The organism is Streptomyces sp. NPDC088246, assembly GCF_044741025.1.
In the GTDB taxonomy this organism is placed as follows: domain Bacteria; phylum Actinomycetota; class Actinomycetes; order Streptomycetales; family Streptomycetaceae; genus Streptomyces.
Genome location: NZ_JBIURV010000020.1, coordinates 35,253 through 49,690, shown reverse-complemented (window position 1 = coordinate 49,690; position 14,438 = coordinate 35,253). Strand labels below are relative to the sequence as shown.

14 protein-coding genes and 1 pseudogene are annotated in these 14,438 nt (G+C 70.8%); 7 read left to right on the top strand and 8 right to left on the bottom strand.

The features are described from left to right. Nucleotides 1-52: 52 nt before the first annotated feature. The 4 genes from ACIPEK_RS26040 to rsmI form a co-directional block, all read right to left on the bottom strand. Nucleotides 53-580, bottom strand: a complete 528-nt coding sequence (locus ACIPEK_RS26040) for a ubiquitin-like domain-containing protein (RefSeq protein WP_402000467.1) — start codon at nucleotides 578-580, stop codon at nucleotides 53-55. Nucleotides 581-711: 131 nt separating this feature from the next. Continuing rightward, nucleotides 712-1,608: a TatD family hydrolase gene (locus ACIPEK_RS26035; RefSeq protein ID WP_402000464.1), complete on the bottom strand. Its 897-nt coding sequence runs from the start codon at nucleotides 1,606-1,608 to the stop codon at nucleotides 712-714. A 237-nt stretch (nucleotides 1,609-1,845) separates the two neighbouring features. Further along, nucleotides 1,846-2,235, bottom strand: a complete 390-nt coding sequence (locus ACIPEK_RS26030) for a hypothetical protein (RefSeq protein ID WP_402000461.1) — start codon at nucleotides 2,233-2,235, stop codon at nucleotides 1,846-1,848. Between the two features lie 158 nt (nucleotides 2,236-2,393). Further along, nucleotides 2,394-3,290: a 16S rRNA (cytidine(1402)-2'-O)-methyltransferase gene (gene rsmI, locus ACIPEK_RS26025; RefSeq protein WP_402000458.1), complete on the bottom strand. Its 897-nt coding sequence runs from the start codon at nucleotides 3,288-3,290 to the stop codon at nucleotides 2,394-2,396. A 53-nt stretch (nucleotides 3,291-3,343) separates the two neighbouring features. On the opposite strand from rsmI, the gene ACIPEK_RS26020 reads away from it, so the two are divergent. Then, complete coding sequence (locus ACIPEK_RS26020; RefSeq protein ID WP_402000455.1) at nucleotides 3,344-5,110, top strand: dolichyl-phosphate-mannose--protein mannosyltransferase; 1,767 nt, start codon at nucleotides 3,344-3,346, stop codon at nucleotides 5,108-5,110. Nucleotides 5,111-5,334: 224 nt separating this feature from the next. Beyond that, complete coding sequence (locus ACIPEK_RS26015; RefSeq protein WP_402000452.1) at nucleotides 5,335-5,607, top strand: hypothetical protein; 273 nt, start codon at nucleotides 5,335-5,337, stop codon at nucleotides 5,605-5,607. A gap of 104 nt (nucleotides 5,608-5,711) precedes the next feature. Here the strand turns inward: ACIPEK_RS26015 and ACIPEK_RS26010 are convergent, their stop codons facing one another. Beyond that, complete coding sequence (locus tag ACIPEK_RS26010; protein ID WP_402000449.1) at nucleotides 5,712-7,265, bottom strand: alpha/beta hydrolase; 1,554 nt, start codon at nucleotides 7,263-7,265, stop codon at nucleotides 5,712-5,714. A gap of 194 nt (nucleotides 7,266-7,459) precedes the next feature. Further along, entirely contained in the window at nucleotides 7,460-7,666 is a 207-nt protein-coding gene (locus ACIPEK_RS26005; RefSeq protein ID WP_402000447.1) for a hypothetical protein, read from the bottom strand. A gap of 388 nt (nucleotides 7,667-8,054) precedes the next feature. Here ACIPEK_RS26005 and ACIPEK_RS26000 point away from each other — a divergent pair, with 388 nt between their 5' ends. The 4 genes from ACIPEK_RS26000 to ACIPEK_RS25985 all read left to right on the top strand — a co-directional run bounded on the left by ACIPEK_RS26000 (nucleotide 8,055) and on the right by ACIPEK_RS25985 (nucleotide 11,741). After that, the gene (locus ACIPEK_RS26000; RefSeq protein ID WP_402000444.1) at nucleotides 8,055-8,309 is read left to right on the top strand and encodes a hypothetical protein; all 255 of its coding nucleotides are present in this window, start codon (nucleotides 8,055-8,057) and stop codon (nucleotides 8,307-8,309) included. Between the two features lie 385 nt (nucleotides 8,310-8,694). Next, nucleotides 8,695-10,332, top strand: coding sequence for a penicillin-binding transpeptidase domain-containing protein (locus ACIPEK_RS25995; protein ID WP_402000441.1), 1,638 nt, complete (start codon nucleotides 8,695-8,697; stop codon nucleotides 10,330-10,332). A 60-nt stretch (nucleotides 10,333-10,392) separates the two neighbouring features. Next, the gene (locus ACIPEK_RS25990) at nucleotides 10,393-10,893 is read left to right on the top strand and encodes a YbaK/EbsC family protein (RefSeq protein WP_383055574.1); all 501 of its coding nucleotides are present in this window, start codon (nucleotides 10,393-10,395) and stop codon (nucleotides 10,891-10,893) included. Continuing rightward, complete coding sequence (locus ACIPEK_RS25985; protein ID WP_402000438.1) at nucleotides 10,890-11,741, top strand: EamA family transporter; 852 nt, start codon at nucleotides 10,890-10,892, stop codon at nucleotides 11,739-11,741. Before ACIPEK_RS25990 ends, ACIPEK_RS25985 begins: the two co-directional genes overlap by 4 nt. A gap of 30 nt (nucleotides 11,742-11,771) precedes the next feature. Here ACIPEK_RS25985 and ACIPEK_RS25980 read toward each other — a convergent pair whose 3' ends face one another. Beyond that, the gene (locus ACIPEK_RS25980) at nucleotides 11,772-12,125 is read right to left on the bottom strand and encodes a hypothetical protein (RefSeq protein ID WP_402000435.1); all 354 of its coding nucleotides are present in this window, start codon (nucleotides 12,123-12,125) and stop codon (nucleotides 11,772-11,774) included. 174 nt (nucleotides 12,126-12,299) lie between these two features. On the opposite strand from ACIPEK_RS25980, the pseudogene ACIPEK_RS25975 reads away from it, so the two are divergent. Further along, nucleotides 12,300-12,479, top strand: a pseudogene (locus tag ACIPEK_RS25975) (DUF397 domain-containing protein); the annotation flags it as partial. A 168-nt stretch (nucleotides 12,480-12,647) separates the two neighbouring features. On the opposite strand, the gene ACIPEK_RS25970 reads toward ACIPEK_RS25975, so the two are convergent. Beyond that, complete coding sequence (locus ACIPEK_RS25970; RefSeq protein WP_402000713.1) at nucleotides 12,648-14,186, bottom strand: MFS transporter; 1,539 nt, start codon at nucleotides 14,184-14,186, stop codon at nucleotides 12,648-12,650. Nucleotides 14,187-14,438: the final 252 nt, after the last annotated feature.

Genomic DNA, 14,438 nt, shown 5'->3' with positions numbered 1-14,438 from the left:
CTCGCCCCCCGTTGCGCGTACGGCCTCCCGCTCCGCCGCTCCGCCGTCTCCGCTACCTCCGCGCCCGCACGACGACCTCGTCGCCGTCGGCGAGCGGGCTGCCGAGGGCAGGGGTGACGGTGTCGTGGGCGGCGGCGGTGACACCCTGGTCGGCGAGGAGTTCGTCGACGTCGTCCGCGAAGGTGTGCAGAGTGCGGGGCGTGCCGTCGACATCGAGCGTCACCGCCTTGTCGCAGGCCACGAAAGCGGTGGTGCCACCGGCCAGGAACGCGACGACGAGAGCCTGCGGGACGAGGCGGCGCAGACTCTCGGGGCGGAGCGGGACCTTGCGTCGCCGGGCGGCCCGGCGCGCCGCCGCCCGGCCACCGTTGGTGCCGGGGAGGGCCGGCCGGCCGGGCAGCAGGGGCGAATCGACGACGGTCGGGGAGCGCACCGCCCAGGCGGCGAGCGTCAGCTGCTCATGGAGCGGTACGGATACGGATGCGGCGGCCGGGAGACGGGCGGGCGGCATCGGCATCGCCACCGCCGCCGTACGCCCCCTGCCGCGTGCTGCACGGTGACTGCCCTTCGAATTGCTCACGACGCTCCAGAGGATCCGATCGGCCGGCTCGCCTGATGGCGCCCGGGACGATAGCGGAGCATCGATGACTCTCCAAAACAGCTCAACTACACACCGTGGCCGAGGGGTCGGCCGGTACAGGCCCGTACCGGTCAGTAGTCGAATGCGCGGGCGGTGTTGTCGGAGATGGCCGACGCCAGAGTGTCCTCGTCCACGCCCTTCACCAGCGCCATGGCACGCAGCGTGACCGGAATGAGGTAGGGCGCGTTAGGCCGTCCGCGGTACGGAGCGGGGGTCAGGAACGGTGCGTCCGTCTCGACCAGGACCAGTTCCATCGGTGCGACGGCCAGTGCGTCACGCAGCGGCTGGGCGTTCTTGAAGGTGACATTGCCCGCGAAGGACATGAAGTACCCGGCCTCCGCGCAGATCCGGGCCATGTCGGCGTCGCCGGAGTAGCAGTGGAACACGGTCCGCTCGGGGGCACCCGCGTCGGCGAGGATGCGGAGCACATCCGCGTGCGCCTCGCGATCGTGGATGACCAGCGCCTTGCCGTGCCGTTTGGCGATCTCGATGTGGGCCCGGAAGGACTCCTCCTGCGCGGCCATTCCCTCGGGGCCGGTACGGAAGCGGTCGAGCCCGGTCTCGCCGACACCGCGTACGTGGTCGAGTGCGGCCAGCGCGTCGATCTGCGCGAGGGCCTCGTGCAGTGCCGCCTGGCCGCCCCCTGCACGCGCCCCCTGCCGCGACCGGCCTCCCCCGGCCCCAGGGGGCTGGGAGGTGCCCCCCTGGTCGCCGTGCACGATGCGCGGGGCCTCGTTGGGGTGCAGGGCCACCGCCGCGTGCACGTTCGCATGCGCGGCGGCGGTCTCGGCGGCCCAGCGCGAACCGGCCACGTCGCAGCCCACCTGGATCACGGTGGTCACATTGACCGCCGCGGCCCTGGCCAGGCCCTCCTCGACAGTTGCGTCCTGCATGTCCAGGTGGGTGTGCGAATCGGCGACCGGCACCCGGAGGGGTTCGGGCAGCGGCGGGGCTTCGGAACGGCTCATGACGACGATCGTACGAGGACCGCGCCGGTGGCCTTGGACCCACCGGCACCTGGGGGGTGGGAGAAGGAGCGGGGCTGGGTGCGTGCAGCTGCAAGGCGGAGGAGGGAGGCAACGCCAAACGGGTCCCCCCATGCCTTCAGGGCTCCTTCAGGGCTATGGGGGAGTTGTCGACTGACGACAACGCCGCAGGTGTTCGTGCCCAGCCCCGCGACGCCGCCCCCCATGTGCCGGTCGGTCCTACTTGCGGTGGAAGGGGTGCAGCAGGTCGGACAGGTGCCAGTGATGCCCCGCCCCCGCGGGTGCGACGGCGGCGGCCACGGCCTCGTCCTCCCTGGCGCCGCTGTCCCCGATCGCCGACCGCGTCGGCTGGGGGTTGTCGAGCAGCCGCTGGACGGCCGAGACCCGGCCGGCCCGCATGATCCGGACCACGTGTCCGCCACAGTTCGTGCAGGTCGGCCAGGAAAGGGGTGAGGGCACCCTTTCGCCGTCCGCCTTGTATATGACGAAATCGTTGTTGGCACCGTCGACGTGGTGCTCTATCTCGTAGGCCTGCTCCCAGCCGTATCCGCACCTCATGCAGGCGAATGCATACGCCTCGTGCACTGTGGTTGCTGCGCTCTCGCTCATGCTCGCTCCTTCGTCCGTCGGACAAGCACTCCGGAGAATGCGTCCCTGGTCCAGTGGACGCCGCTACCGGCAAGAACGCATCAGGCCCTGTCGAGTGTTGGAGCGGATTTGGCCTTCTCGTGGCAGAAAGACCTGGTGCGCGGCTCGAGCTTTGCCAATTACGCTACTCCTTTGCCCTCAGCTGGGCCGGTTCGCGCCGCATTCTTTGCTGCAACGACCGCATCGAAGACTTCGCGCTTGGGCAGCCCCGCATCTGCGGCAACAGCGGCAATGGCCTCCTTGCGCCGCTCCCCCGCCTCCTCGCGCACCTGCACCCTGCGTACCAGCTCCGCCGCGTCCAGCTCTTCGGGTCCGGAGTCGGCCGCGCCCTCGACGACGACCGTGATCTCGCCGCGTACCCCTTCGGCCGCCCAGACCGCCAGCTCGCCCAGCGGGCCGCGCTTCACTTCCTCGTACGTCTTGGTCAGCTCCCGGCACACGGCCGCCCGGCGGTCGGCGCCGAAGACCTCGGCCATCGCCGCGAGGGTGTCGTCGAGCCGGTGCGGGGCCTCGAAGAAGACCATGGTGCGGCGCTCGTCGGCGACCTCGCGCAGTCTGCCGAGCCGTTCGCCCGCCTTTCGCGGAAGGAAGCCCTCGAAGCAGAAACGGTCGACGGGCAGCGCGGACAGGGCGAGAGCCGTGAGCACCGCGGACGGGCCGGGGACCGCGGTGACCTTGATGTCCTTCTCCACGGCTGCGGCCACGAGCCGGTAGCCGGGATCGGAGACGGACGGCATCCCCGCGTCCGTGACCAGCAGGACGCGGGCGCCGCCGGTCAGTGCCTCGACGAGTTCGGGCGTACGGGCCGACTCATTGCCCTCGAAGTAGGAGACGACGCGCCCCGTGGTGTGGATGCCGAGCGCCTGCGTGAGGCGGCGCAGCCGTCGGGTGTCCTCGGCGGCGACCACATCGGCCGTCTCCAGTTCGGCGGCGAGGCGTGGCGGGGCGTCCGCCACATCGCCGATGGGGGTTCCTGCGAGTACCAGCGTTCCAGTCGTTCCAGTCACATCAGTCATCCTCCCAGCACGGGCGACAGCGCTCGCACAGATGCGTTCCCTACGATGGCGCGGTGACGAGTACTGCGCCCGAAGCCCGACAGGGCCAAGACGCCGGGGAACCGCACGGCGAAGAACCGGCCTCCTGGCAGCAGCGGCTGCGCCGCTTCGGCCATTCACCCCGGCCCGGAATCGGGCTGCGTGAACGGCTGATCCCGCCGTACACCCGCCCCGGCACCCAGTTGTGGGCGGTGCTCGGGATCTCTTTGCCCATGGCCGAGCGCCTGGTGCGGTGGTCCGCCTGGGGCGGCCCGCTGCTGGTGGCACTGGTCGCCGGGGTGCTGCGGTTCTGGAACCTGGGCAGCCCGCACGCGCTGATATTCGACGAGACGTACTACGCCAAGGATTCCTGGGCACTGATCAACCAGGGGTACGAGGGGAACTGGCCCAAGGACATCGACAAGCTGATCCTCGACGATCCGTCGAAGGTGCACATCCCGGTGGATCCGGGCTATGTGGTGCACCCACCGGTCGGCAAGTGGATCATCGGGATCGGTGAGCAGATCTTCGGCTTCACGCCGTTCGGCTGGCGGTTCATGGTGGCGGTGCTCGGCACACTGTCGGTGCTGATGCTGTGCCGGATCGGGCGGCGGATGTTCCGCTCGACGTTCCTGGGGTGCCTGGCCGGCACGCTGCTCGCCGTCGACGGTCTGCATTTCGTGATGAGCCGCACCGCGCTGCTCGACCTGGTGCTGATGTTCTTCGTGCTGGCGGCGTTCGGCGCCCTGCTGATCGACCGCGACTGGGCGCGGCGCCGCCTCGCCGCCGCGCTGCCGGTCGACGAGGAGGGTGTGCTGCGCCCCGATGCCGGGGTCGCGGAGAATCTGCGCCTCGGCCTGCGCCCGTGGCGGCTCACCGCCGGTCTGATGCTGGGGCTGGCCTTCGCCACCAAGTGGAACGGCCTGTACATCCTGGCCGGCTTCGGTCTGATGACGGTGCTGTGGGATGTGGGCGCGCGCCGGACCGCGGGTGCGGTTCGCCCGTACACGGCGGTGCTGAAGCGGGATCTGCTGCCGGCGTTCGTCTCGACGGTCCCGGTCGCGATCCTCACGTACCTCGTCTCCTGGACCGGCTGGATCGTCACCGACAAGGGCTACTACCGGAACTGGGCTCAGACCGACGGCAGGGGCGGCAACTGGACGTGGTTGCCGGACTGGCTGCGCAGCCTGTGGCACTACGAGTACCAGGTCTACGAATTCCATGTGAATCTGACGTCCGGCCACACCTACCAGTCCAATCCGTGGAGCTGGATCGTGCTCGGCCGGCCCGTCTCGTACTTCTGGGAGGAGCAGCCGGGCTGCGCGGCGTCGGCGACCGGCAAGTGCTCCCGCGAGGTGCTGGCCATCGGGACGCCGCTGCTGTGGTGGGCGGCGTGCTTCGCCCTGGTGTACGTGCTGTGGCGCTGGTTCTTCCGGCGCGACTGGCGGGCGGGGGCGATCGCCTGCGGTGTGGCGGCGGGCTGGCTGCCCTGGTTCTTCTACCAGGAGCGGACGATCTTCCTCTTCTACGCGGTCGTGTTCGTGCCGTTCCTGTGCCTGGCGGTCACGATGATGATCGGCGCGATGCTGGGTCCGGCGGCGGGGACCGGGGCCGAACGGGAACTCGGCCTGGTGACCGGCGATCCGGCGGGGGAACGGCGGCGGACGCTGGGGGCGGTCGCGGCGGGCGTGCTGGTGTTGCTGATCATCTGGAATTTCATTTATTTCTGGCCGATCTACACGGGGACTCCGATTCCCGACGGTTCCTGGCGCGACCGGATGTGGCTGGACACCTGGATCTAGCTGGGCAGGAGCGCCAAGAGGCCGCAGTCATCGACTGCGGCCTCTTGGTGATTGTCGGTCATCATCGGTGCCCATCGGCCACCCTCGGACGGCCCGCAGACGGCCCTGCCAGCGGCATGGCACAACCGCTGCCCAACCAGCCCTCCACTGCCCCAACATCTTGTTCCAGCAGGCCCAGGGCACAGAGACGAGGCCTCTCGTCTACACCCAACAGGGAGACCGCCTTGACCCTGCGAGTGGGAACGTTCGCTACTGGCGCAGCAACCATTGACATCAGGAAAGTCGGACGTGGACGCGTCGAATTCTTGCTGGATTGCAACAGCGGCTCGAAGTTCGGTGACGACACGTCGGTTGCGGCTGGCACACTCTCCCAACAGCAGGCGCGCGAGCTGATGACGCGCCTTGTGGACGAGACTCCGTGGCTACAGCGGGCTCTCGCTATGCAGCTCGTGGAACAGCTCCTGGAACACGGCACGGAAGGCACCGAGAAGAAGTAGCCGCACGACTCGCAGCTTGCCGCGCCGCTTGGAGCGTTCGACGGGCATCCGCTGGGGCGGACGCCCTCTTAGGACCGACCCGGCGAACCAATGCGGTCACGGCACTAGCCGCCGCAGGTCAGGTCCTTCGCGGGCAGCCGGCCCGTGGTCAGGTACCGCGTGACGTCGGCGTCCGCACAGGACGGGCCGGCCACCACCACGCCGTGGCCCTCACCGCCGGCCACTGTGATCATCCGCGCGCCGTGCAGCGCCCGGCGCATGCCCTGCGCCATGGCCAGCGTCGCCTGCGGGTCCCACTGGTTCTGCACGATCAGCGCGTCGACGTCGTTGTTCACCACGGTGGCCGGCTCCCTTGCCGCCGACTTCCAGAACGCGCACGGCTGAATGTTGGCCCCCAGGTCGCCGGCCAGCGGGTACGTGGCTCGGTCCCGGATCACGTCCCGGCGGTACTGCTCGGGGTTGCGCGGCCAGCTGCGGGTGTCGTCGCAGAAGACTGCCCACACGGCGGCGGACTGGTTATCCGCCGGAACGTCCGCAGTGAAGGCCCCCGCATCAGCGGACCGGACCGGGGCGGAGGCGGGGGCCGTCGTTCCGGCCGATCCGGCCGACACCGCCGACGCGGTCAGCGTGGCCGGCGCGGGCGATCCGCCCTCGGCCGCGGCCTTCAACCCGACGATCCACGGGGTGACGGCCTCGACGTGGACGAACGCGTTGTACGCGGAACGGATGGCGCCGCCGCTGAGCGCCCCGCCCTCCGTCGGGACGGGCGTGCGGTCGGCACGGGCGATGAGCTCCCAGTACGTCTTCCGGACCTCCGCCGGAGTCGAGCCCAGCCCGTACGTGGCGTTGCGCGCGGCGGCCCACTCGGTCCACCGGGTGAAGGCGAGTTCGGCCCCCGCCGACCATCCCCGGAACATCCCTCGCCACGCGAGCGTCGGATCGAGCGCGCTGTCGAGCACGAACCGGTCCGAGCGCTGGGGGAACATCTGCGTGTAGACGGACCCCAGGTAGGTGCCGTACGAGTACCCGAAGTAGGAGATCTTCTTCTCTCCCAGCGCCGCCCGGACGACATCCATGTCCCGTGCCGTGTTGCGGGTGGTGATGTGCGGCAGCACGTCACCCGCCTTGGCCCAGCACTTGTCGGCCACCGTCCGGGCCCGGGCCACGTCCTTCGCGAACGTCCCTGCGGTGTAGGGGTGCTGGAAGGCCTGTTCCTCGTCCGTCAGGCCGCAGCCGATCGGCGCACTCTGCCCGACCCCGCGCGGGTCGAAGCCGATCAGGTCGAACCGCTCCCGTACCTCCGCAGACAGCAGCGGCTCCATCTCCGCGGGCATGGTCAGCCCCTGAACGCCCGGTCCCCCGGGATTCATCAGCAGCACGCCGCGCCGCTCCTTCGTGCTGCCCGCCTTGATCCGCGATATCGCGAGGTCGATCTTCCGGCCCCCGGGGGCGCGGTAGTCCAGCGGCACCTTGACCTTCGCGCACTCCAGGGCCGCCGGCTGGCCCGTGTCGCAGCGTTCCCAACGGAGTTTCTGCTGCGCGTACTGCTGGAGCGGATCCCCCGCGGCGAACGCCGTCACGGGGGTGAGCGCCGCCATCACGGTCGTCACCGCGCCGACCGTCAGCACGGAAATCGTTCGGGCGCCTCGTAGAGCCATGCCAGTCCTCTGTACAGAATCAGTGTCTCGGATCGCCTCCAGTCTCTGTTCCGCCCCACTCGTACCTCGTACGGCGCGGGGATGGGCTCGTGATCCAACCTGTGGCGTACGACGACGCACCGACGTCCTGCTGGAGTCCTGCTCCTTGTCGTTCATCGGTCCGGGTGGGCGGCCGATCGGCAACCTGCCGGCCGTCACGCCGTGGACGCCCCGGCCCGCAGCGCGGCGATGGCACAGGCGGCCGCAGCGCCGACGGCGCGGCCGATCGCTGTGTCGTCGGCGCCCGGGCAAGAGCGGGTGAACACGGTTGCCGCGTTCCGGCATCCGCCGGGGTGGGTGACGACGCCGACCTTGTTGCACACCACGCCGGCCGGGCTGCCGCTCTTCGCGACCGCCCACACCGGCGGACGGAAGCCAACGACACAGCGGCGTCAATCAGTTGACGCCCCGCCATCGTCCGCACCCACACGCAGACAGCAGGGGCCCGGTGTGATCGGCCCATGCAGTAGTTCGGCCGTGTCGCGGGCGGTGGTACGGGTGGAGCGGCGCGGGTCGAGCGCCCGACCGGTGGCCAAGTTCTTGTCGGCGGCGAGCTCCGGGAGCGGCGGTGGCGGGCCAGGCCGGCGCGTCGGCCCACTCGGCGCGGCCTCCCTGTCTTCCGGGCTTGTCGGATCAGCGCGCGGATCCCCCGCCCCCTAGGGGTTAGGGGAGGGATACCCGGCGTCGCGCGTCCAGCAAGATCCAAGCCGCACCCGCGTCATTCCATGGCCAGCACACCAGGTCTTCGGTGTGCGCGGCGCACTGCCCAGGCATCTGCGGACGACCGTGGACGTGGCGAGCGGGTGTGGTCTCCGACAGGGCGAGGTGTTCGGGCTCTCCGAAGACGGGCTGGACTACGAAGGCGGCTGGCTCGCTGTCGGGCATCAGCTCAAGCGCATCCGCGGGAAGTTCGTCTTCGCGCTCCCGAAGGGCGGCAAGGTTCGCGACGTTCCCACCTCGGTCACGCGGATCCCGGCTTCACGTTGCGCACGTACACCCACCTGATGCCGAGCAGCGAGGGACGCACCCGAAAGGCCGTGGAAGCCCCATACAGCACCCCTCGGGACCGTGATCACGGCCCAGTAGGCGTTGAACGGCCCCGTCCGGCAGGGAAACCGCTGGTCGGGGCCGTCTGCGCCGCCATGCGCGAGGCTTCATTTATTTCTGGCCCATTTATACGGGGACGCCCATTCCCGACGGGTCCTGGCGGGACCGAATGTGGCTGGATACCTGGATTTGACCGGCACACTTTGATTTGACGGTCATATTCATGCCGCATGTATCGCGTTCCTATAACAACCATCTCGACTGTCGCCGCCGTCCCGTAGTGTGCCCGGCAGCATTCCCTTGAACATGTTCAAGGGGAACTCCTGGGGAGGGGACTGCAGGGATGCGCAGTGGAGCGAAGGTTGCGATAGTCGGCGGAGTGTTCGCGGTCGTGGTCGGCGGGGTGGGCTACGGGGCGTACAACGTCCTGGACGACCTGAACGGCGGTGGCGGCGACGGCACGGACAGCAGGTCCACCTCCGCCGAGGTGAAGACGGGGCCGGTCACCAAGGCGGAGATCGACGACGCGTCGAAGAAGTTCCTCGAGGCCTGGGCGAGCGGTGACGCGGCCACCGCGTCCCAGCTCACCAACAACCCGGCCGAGGCCGAACAGGCCCTGACCGGCTACCGCGAGAGCGCCCGTGTCACCAAGGCGGTGGTCACTCCGGGCCCGGCGGTCGGCACGAAGGTGCCGTACACGGTGAAGGCGACCGTGTCGTTCGAGGGGAAGTCCAAGCCCTGGTCCTACTCCTCCGCACTGACGGTGGTGCGCGGCCTGACCACCGGCAGGCCGCTGGTCGACTGGGCCCCCACCGTGATCCACCCGGATCTCACGGCCGGTGCGTCACTCAAGACGGGTGAGGCGTCGACGCCGTCGATCGAGGCCGTCGACCACAACGGCAGGGCGCTCACCAAGGAGAAGTACCCCTCCCTGGGCCCGATCCTGGACGCACTGCGCGACAAGTACGGGGAGAAGGCCGGGGGCACGGCCGGCATCGAGACCTGGATCGAGAGCGAGAACGCGGACGGGCCGGAGAAGACCCTGCTGACCCTCACCAAGGGCAGACCGGGCAAGCTGCAGACCACCCTGGACGCGAACGCCCAGGCGGCGGCCGAGACGGCAGTGAAGAAGTTCAGCCAGGCGTCGGTGGTCGCGGTCCGGCCGTCCACGGGCGCGATCCGCGCGGTCGCCAACAATCCGGCCACCGGCTTCAACACGGCGATGCAGGGCAAGCAGGCACCCGGATCGACGATGAAGATCGTGACGGCGGCGATGCTGATCGAGAAGGGCCTCGCCTCGGCGAACCAGAAGATCGAGTGCCCGCCCACCGCGATGTACATGGGCCGTACCTTCAAGAACCTGGACGACTTCTCGATCCCCGACGGCACCCTGACGACCAGCTTCGCCCGTTCCTGCAACACGGCCTTCATCAAGCTGATCGACGACACGAAGGACGACGCGGCGCTCGCCAAGGAGGCCCGTGACGTCTTCGGTATCGGCCTGGACTGGAAGACCGGCATCCTGTCCTGGGACGGCAGCGTGCCCGAGGCCGCCGGTGGCGAGGCGGCCGCCCAGTACATCGGCCAGGGCACCGTCCAGATGAACGCCCTCAACATGGCGTCCATCACCGCCACCGTAAAGAACGGCACCTTCCGCCAACCGATCCTCGTCGACCGGGACCTCGACGGCCGGCCGATCGCCACCGCCTCCCGGTCGCTCTCCCCGTCCGCCTCCCACCAGGTCACCAACATGATGCGCCAGACCGCAAGTTGGGGCACCGGAAAGGCCGCAATGGCCTCGGTCGGCGGCGACAAGGGCGCCAAGACGGGCTCGGCGGAGGTCGACGGCCAGGCCACGTCCAACAGCTGGTTCACCGGCTTCAGCAACGACCTCGCCGCCGCGGCGGTCGTCCAGTCCGGCGGCCACGGCGGCGACGCGGCGGGCCCGGTGGTGGCGGCGGTACTGCGCGCGGGGTCGTGACGCGGCCCGCGTACGGAACCCCGTCGCGTGCCCCGCGCGGTGTTCGCTAGCGTGCGGGGCATGAGCACTTCCGATGCCACCGCTGCCGCAGAAGCCCACCCCCGATTCGCCGAGGCCCTGCGGGAACTGGGCCTCGACGTCGAGGTCCGTCGGTTTCCTGAGGCCACCCGCACCGCCGCCGAGGCCGCTGCCGCGATCGGCTGCGAGCTCAGCGAGATCGTCAAGTCGCTGATCTTCGAGGCCGACGGGGTCCCCGTGCTGGTCCTGATGGACGGCTCCTCTCGCGTCGATGTGGAGCGGGTACGCGCGGAGCTTGGCGCCGGGAAGGTCAAGCGGGCCGGGGCCGATCTGGTCCGGGAGACGACCGGGTACGCGATCGGTGGCGTGCCGCCCTTCGGGCACCGTACGAAGACCCGGGTGCTGGCCGACCGCGGTCTGCTGGACCACGACGTGGTGTGGGCGGCGGCGGGCACCCCGCACACCGTCTTCCCCCTCGACCCCAAGACGCTGATCGGGCACGCCGGCGGAACCGTGGTGGACGTGCGCGAGCAGTCGGAGTGACACCGCTGGTCGCCTTCGCGGTCCTGGTCGCGGCGGTCACGCATGCCAGTTGGAACGCGATCGCGCACGCGATCAAGGACCAGCTCCTCTCCTTCACCCTGATCTCCGGCGGCGGGCTGCTGATCGGCGCGGCGGGCGCCCTCCTCGTGCCGTTCCCGGCGGCCGCGGCCTGGCCGTACCTGCTGGTCTCGGCCGCGCTCCATGTGGCGTACATGCTGCTGCTTATGCGTTCGTTCACCCTGGGCGACTTCGGGCAGATGTACCCGATCGCCCGGGGTACGGCGCCGCTGGTAGTGACGGTCCTCGCCGCGGTCTTCGTCGGCGAGCGCCCGGACGGCTGGGCCACCGCCGGGGTCGCGGTGGCCTCGGCAGGGCTGGTCGGGCTGGCCCTCTGGGGCATCCGGGGCTCCGGCAGGCGCCCGGACTGGCCGGCCCTGCTGGCCGCCCTCGCGACCGGTCTGGCCATTGCCGGGTACACGACGGTGGACGGGGTCGGGGTGCGGGCCTCGGGTACCTCGCTCGGTTACATCGCCTGGCTGATGATCCTGGAGGGGCTGGCCATCCCGGCCTACGCGCTGTACCGCCGCCGCGCCGAACTCCTGGCCGCCCTCCGCCCGTTCGCCGTACGCGGGCTGCTGGGCGCGGCCCTGTCGGTGACGGCGTACGGCCTCGTCCTGTGGGCCCAGACCCGGGCGGCACTGGCCCCGATCGCGGCCCTGCGGGAGTCGTCGATCATCGTCGGAGCGGCCATCGGGACGCTGTTCTTCAAGGAGCGGTTCGGCGCACCACGGATCGCGGCGGCGGGGCTGATGGTGGTCGGCATCGGGCTGATGCTGCACACGAGTTGAGCACGACGACCCTGCGGCTCCGCCCCTTGTTCAATCGGGGTGCACGGAGAGGGTGTACGTGAAGTCGGTGTCGGGGACGACGACGAGGAACGGGTTGCCGCCCTTGATGTGTGCCTGGGCCGCGCGCTGGCCTTGCCGGTCCTCGTACCAGGCACGGAGTTCGGCGGGGCGGTCGGGCGTGGAGCCGACCGGCAGCCGTTTCAAGGGCTGCACCCACGCCGAACGCTCCAGGTCCGATCGCGGGCCGAAGCCGGAGTCGGAGTCCGGATCGGCGTCGGGATCGGCGTCTGGATCGGCGTCGATCCGGTCCGCGATCCACAACGCCTGACCGCCCAGCCACCGCAGCGCCAGCACCGGTGAGATGGTCCGGAACGTGCCCAGCACGTGCCTTTCCATCTTCCCCGTGCCCCCGAAGAACTCCATGGCCAGCGCCTCGCACCGGTAACCCCCCGGCACCGCCGCCCCGTTCACAGCCCACCCCGGCTGCTCCGCAGATTCCGCAGCGCGTTCTCCACGCTCAGCCGCTCGGCCGGAGTCAGCGCCCGGACCCACTCGGGCTCCGCCTCCCGCTCCAACGGTGGCGACTGCGTGGAGGTTGCCGCCGACCTCACCGCCCCGCACGGCATCGTCCCCGTCCGCGACTCCAAGAACCCGGGCGGCCCCGTGCTGCACGCCTCCCCCGCCTCCTTCGCCGCCTTCGTGGCGGGCGTCAAGGCCGGGGAGTTCGGCGCCGTCTGACCTGGACCGACCCCACACCGCCCCGCCGTGCCACGCACGGCGGGGCGGTCGGGCGTCCGACCGCCGCGCCGGCCGACCTGCTGGAGTTCGCCAACGCAGGGCGGGAGTCGGCGGCGGGCAGCTCGCGGCCCGACGCGGCAGAAACCGATGCTCCGGGTCTCGCCGCGCTCAGCTCGCCGGGACCGCCGCCAGGCGGGCCGGCGGTTCCTCGGTGGCCGGGACCGCCGGGGCCGCCGGCCTGGCGGCCGGGCGCAGGAGCACGGCGCAGGCGAGGGCGGCCAGCAGGGCGAGCGAGGCCGAGACGGTCAGGCACAGCCGCATGCCGTCGAGGAAGGAGTCGCCCAGGGCGGTCAGGGCCGGTCCGGTGGCGGCGTCCAGGTCGAGCCCGGCCACGGCGCCGAGTCCCTGCTCGCGGGCGGTGTCGAGGGCGCGGGCACTCGCCTCGGCGGGCACCCCCGCGTCGGCGAGGCGGCCGGGCAGCGCGTCGAGGGCCCGGGTGGTCAGCAGGGCGCCGAGCACGGCCGGGCCGAGGGCGCCACCGACCTGGCGGAAGGCGTTGTTCCCGGCGGCGGCCATCCCGGCCAGGTGGTACGGGACGGAGGACACCGCGGAGGCGGTCATCGGGGTGAGCACGGCGCCCATGCCGAGGCCCAGCAGAGCCAGCCGCCAGACGATCGAGCCGTAGGAGGTGTGGGCGTCGACGCCGGTCAGCGAGAGCATCGCGCCCGCCGCGACGACCAGGCCCGTGGTGATCAGGACCCGGGCGGAGACCCGGTGCATCAGGCGTCCCACGGGCGCGCCGACGACGAGGGCCACTCCGGACACCGTCACCATCCGCAGCGCCGCCTCGATCGTGGTCAGGTGCTGGACCATGCCGAAGTAGAGACTCAGCACGAAGAAGAAGCCGATCAGCCCGAGGAAGCTGATCATGGCGACCAGAGCGGTGGCGGTGAAGGCGGGGCTGCGGAACAGCGCCAGGTCGAGCATCGGGCTCGCGCTGCGTCGCTCCACGGCGACGAACACGGCGGCGGATACCGCGCCGAGCACCAGGGCCGTCACCACGGCGGGCTCGCCGAAGCCGTCCGCGCCGCCCTCGATGACGCCGTAGACGACCGCGGTGACCGCGACGGCCGCACTGATCTGTCCGGGCCAGTCGAGCCGACGGCCGTGCGGGGCGCGCGAGTCGGGCAGCAGGAACGCGGCGACGACCAGCACGATCAGGGAGACCGGTATGGGCAGGAGGAAGATCCAGCGCCACGCGACGTGCTCCAGCAGCCCACCCGCGATCAGCGGGCCCACGGCGAGCGAGGCCATCAGGGACATGGCCCACAGGCCGATGAACCTGCCCCGTTCCCGGTGGTCGGGGACCGCGTGGCTGATCAGGGCCAGCGTCGTGGGCAGCAGCGCCGCCGCCCCCAGCCCGGAGACGGCCTGCCCGGCCCACAGGGCCTGCACCGAGTCCGAGGACAGTGAGATCGCCGCGCCCAGCGCGCAGAAGGCCATGCCCGCCTGGAAGACCCGCTTGCGGCCGTGGACGTCGCCCCACACCCCGGTGGTCAGGATCAGCGCGGCCATCGGCAGCACGAAGGCGTCCGAGACCCAGGCCAGCTGGGACGTGGAGGCGCCCAGGGCCCGCTGGACGGCCGGCAGGCTCACCGACACGGTGGTCACGGGGAGGTAGGCGACGAAGACGCCCAGGCAGGCCATGACGAGCGTGACGCCCCGCCCTGATCTGTCCTGTGTCGTTGCGGAGTTCACGAAGAGGTTCCTTCTGCTGCGGGGGTGGGTGCCGCGCGGGCACCGGCTGCGATGTGAGCACCGCCGTCCGGCGTGCGCCCGCTCCCGGGTGATCCGGCGTACCACCGCATTCCGCGCGGTCCGCCGGATCACCCGCAAAGCCGCCGACCAGCTTCGCCCCGACCGTCGATGAATCCCCAAGCGATCCCGGCGAACGTCATG

What these genes read in the sequence shown, in the direction of transcription:
- ACIPEK_RS26035 (WP_402000464.1), bottom strand. Translation starts at nt 1,608, where the DNA reads ATGAGCCGTTCCGAAGCCCCGCCGCTGCCCGAACCCCTCCGGGTGCCG.
- ACIPEK_RS26030 (WP_402000461.1), bottom strand. Translation starts at nt 2,235, where the DNA reads ATGAGCGAGAGCGCAGCAACCACAGTGCACGAGGCGTATGCATTCGCC.
- rsmI (WP_402000458.1), bottom strand. Translation starts at nt 3,290, where the DNA reads ATGACTGATGTGACTGGAACGACTGGAACGCTGGTACTCGCAGGAACC.
- ACIPEK_RS26010 (WP_402000449.1), bottom strand. Translation starts at nt 7,265, where the DNA reads ATGGCTCTACGAGGCGCCCGAACGATTTCCGTGCTGACGGTCGGCGCG.
- ACIPEK_RS25995 (WP_402000441.1), top strand. Translation starts at nt 8,695, where the DNA reads ATGCGCAGTGGAGCGAAGGTTGCGATAGTCGGCGGAGTGTTCGCGGTC.
- ACIPEK_RS25990 (WP_383055574.1), top strand. Translation starts at nt 10,393, where the DNA reads ATGAGCACTTCCGATGCCACCGCTGCCGCAGAAGCCCACCCCCGATTC.
- ACIPEK_RS25970 (WP_402000713.1), bottom strand. Translation starts at nt 14,186, where the DNA reads ATGGCCTGCCTGGGCGTCTTCGTCGCCTACCTCCCCGTGACCACCGTG.